This is a genomic window from Streptobacillus felis (assembly GCF_001559775.1).
Taxonomy (GTDB): Bacteria; Fusobacteriota; Fusobacteriia; order Fusobacteriales; family Leptotrichiaceae; genus Streptobacillus; species Streptobacillus felis.
Genome location: NZ_LOHX01000023.1, coordinates 1 through 3084 on the forward strand (window position 1 = coordinate 1; position 3084 = coordinate 3084).

The window sequence follows — 3084 nt, forward strand, 5'->3', positions numbered from 1 at the left end:
TTAGTATAATTTATATTTTATTAAAAGTCAATAAATTTTTATCATTAAATAACCCTTTTAAACTCTCCATAAAACCTCTTTACTTTTTACCCTTCGTGGCGTTATATTATCAATGAATTTTCTCCAGCTTTTCATTAAATTCCTTATAGCCACTGTCAAACAGTTGTTATAACTCCCTAGTGGTTTTGTCCTAAAGGAGCAAAACACACGGAGCAAAGGGCAAGCCCCTTGACCCCATTTTTTCTATTTAACATTAGTAAAAATGCTTGACTTTTTATAATATAGTGTGATATATTTATTTTGCAATTCAAAAAAGATAGGAGAGATTTTATGTTAAAAACTAAGAAACATTTAATGTTATTAGCATTATTATTTATTCCTGTGTTAGGGTTTTCACAAGATAGCAAAAACAAACTCGAAGAAAATAAAGAAGTCCCTTCAATGATTGCAATCAAAAATGAAGAGGAAATAATTATGAAACCTGGTATCTCACTATATGGAGCTAGAGGTAGAGAACTTGGAAACATTATAGGTGGAGCAATTGGTGGAGTAATTGGTAGCACTATTTCTGGAGGGGCTACTGGTGGTTTAGGAGCTACTGTTGGTGGAATAGGTGGCTCTGTAATAGGAGGCCATGCTGGTGGAAATATTGGAGATGCAATTGAAGATTATATTGTAAAACCAATTGCAGATAAAATAAAAAATGGGAAAAATAAAAACTAATGAAGCATCTAAATAGTAAATTATTATTAAGAATATTAGGAATATTAATATATGTTTTAATTCACATTGTATTTCTTTTTATTGAAAAAAAATATAATATAAGTTCTAAATATTTTACTTTAATTAAACATTCATTTTTAGGAATAACCATATATTATTTTATTTTTTATAAAACAAAAAAATATTAATTTTTTATACTCAAAAAGAAAGTACTTCCTTTACGAAATTGGATCGTATCAAGCAAAGGCTTTCTTTTTTTTTTAAAATATGGTAAAATATATTTGTAAAAACGATATAACATATAAAAAAAAGTTAGCTGCGAACTAACTTTTTTTTTTATATTTTTTTATGATATAATATTTTTGCAACCTGCAAGTTAGGAGGTGCAATATGTTATATCGGATCATAAAAATTTTATTTTTTATTTTGATTTTTTTATTATTAGCTCAGTTAGCTTTTTAACAAAAATCAATTTGAAATTTGGAATTTTTTGGGAGTGTCGCAGCACTCCTTTTTTTTTATTTAGAGCCATTAATTTATTTTGAAAAACATAAATTAATTTACTTGTTTTGGTCGTTTAAATGCCCTAAATTTAATTTTAAAGTCGTTAGCCTAGTATAAGTATTCCTCAACTGAAAAATGGCTTAAATTTGAAAATTTGGGCTTATATTTTGTTTTATTTTTTTATTTCACTTCAAGCCTTTATGGCAAGTATTTTTTTTAAAACACGATTACAGTTTCTTATTTAAAATTGAAAATTTTATAGAAACGGGTAAGCGTGCATAGTAATTTTTTATTACTATGTTTTTAAAAAAATCACGGTTAGTGTTTCTCGTAAAATTGTTCAATTTTTAGAGAAACGCCTAAGCGTGCATAGTAAAATTTGCTTTTACTATGAAAAAGAAAAAAAGAAGACTTTTAGTCTTCTATGTTCCAATATTTTTTTATAGTATTTTTTGAAAGTCCTGTATCTTTTTGACATCTATACATAGTTGCATTTGGATCATTTTTTTTATATTCTATTACAATATTCCGTTTATTTTTTCTTCCATTTTTATCAGTCCATTTAGTGCCATTTCTTTTTTGTCTTAAATCTCTAATTAATCTAATTTCTTCTAAATGATCTTTTTGTTTTTGATAATTCCTTTTATTTTTTTGAATGTTTATTCCTGTTATTTTTTCAATATCTTTTCTTGGAAAAGTTGCATAATTTTCTTTATATGCTTTCAAGGCATCTTCTATATCTTCTTCAGTAAAATGATTATCTTCATTGTCAGTTAATTTCTCCATAGGTTCTAATAATGAATAGGCATTTTCTTTTAATTCTTCATAATCTATTCCACATTTAATTGCATACATAGCTAACGACATTAAACAAAAATATCTATGGCCTTCTTTAACTTCATTACCTTTTATTTTCTCAAACCACCAATCATATAAATCTCTTTTTATATTCCATTTTCCTCTTATTTCTTTTCTTACAATTCTTCTTTCATACCAATCAGGGAAAAGTTCCTTTGCTTTTTTTAAACTAATTCTTTTCGGCTTATATGTTGTATTATTTATTGCTTGTAATTCTTCTTTTGTTAATCTTTTTTTTCTATCATAAATAAACTTATTTAAATCTTCTACAGTTAAAAATTTACTATCTTCATTATAAAATGCTGTAACAGTTTCACCAAATTTTGTTTTAGTTCCAGGTAATCTAAATCCTTGAAATATACCTTGCACTTGTTTCTCTTTAATACTAGATGTATACATATTCCAAATTTCAACCGTTAATTTATATTTAAGATCCTTAAGTAATTCTTTTATATTAGGAAATAAAGCAATAGGCTTTTCAAATAAATAATATAAATGAACTCCATTACCACTATTAACTATAATATTTGCTATAGGTATTCTAATATGCTTCATTTGATGCAAAATATCAGTTAAATTTTGCATTTTTACACCATCTATGTCGAATGCTAAACCATAACAATATCTAGCATTATTAGCAGTTCTATTTCTACCAATATAAGTTATAGGCGAACTAATAGCAAAATCTGCACCATTAATATAATCTAATTCTTCTAAATCTTTAGTAATAATCCAATTTTTATTTTTATCTTTTTGAACATCGACACAAATAGCATTATACTTACCTTCAATATAATTACTTTTACCTTTTTCTTCAAAAGATATTTCATCATTTCTACTAAAAATAATATCAAAAAAATCATAAAGATCTAATCTTCTAAAAGAAAAATAACTATTAAAAGTTAAGTACAAATTTTTATCATTAAATAACCCTTTTAAACTCTCCATAAAACCTCTTTACTTTTTACTCTTCGTGGCGTTATATTATCAATTTATTAT

Annotated in this window: 2 protein-coding genes; one reads left to right on the forward strand and one right to left on the reverse strand. The window is 25.2% G+C overall.

Going from position 1 to position 3084, the window contains the following annotated elements; translation table 11 throughout:
• The first annotated feature begins 330 nt into the window (after positions 1-330).
• Complete coding sequence (locus AYC60_RS00340; protein ID WP_067319908.1) at positions 331-723, forward strand: hypothetical protein; 393 nt, start codon at positions 331-333, stop codon at positions 721-723.
• A gap of 918 nt (positions 724-1641) precedes the next feature.
• Here the strand turns inward: AYC60_RS00340 and AYC60_RS00350 are convergent.
• Positions 1642-3033 carry a restriction endonuclease subunit S domain-containing protein gene (locus AYC60_RS00350; RefSeq protein ID WP_067319912.1) on the reverse strand — a complete coding sequence of 464 codons (1392 nt, stop codon included), beginning with the start codon at positions 3031-3033 and terminating at the stop codon, positions 1642-1644.
• Positions 3034-3084 lie beyond the last annotated feature (51 nt).

What these genes read in the sequence shown, in the direction of transcription:
- AYC60_RS00340 (WP_067319908.1), top strand. Translation starts at nt 331, where the DNA reads ATGTTAAAAACTAAGAAACATTTAATGTTATTAGCATTATTATTTATT.
- AYC60_RS00350 (WP_067319912.1), bottom strand. Translation starts at nt 3,033, where the DNA reads ATGGAGAGTTTAAAAGGGTTATTTAATGATAAAAATTTGTACTTAACT.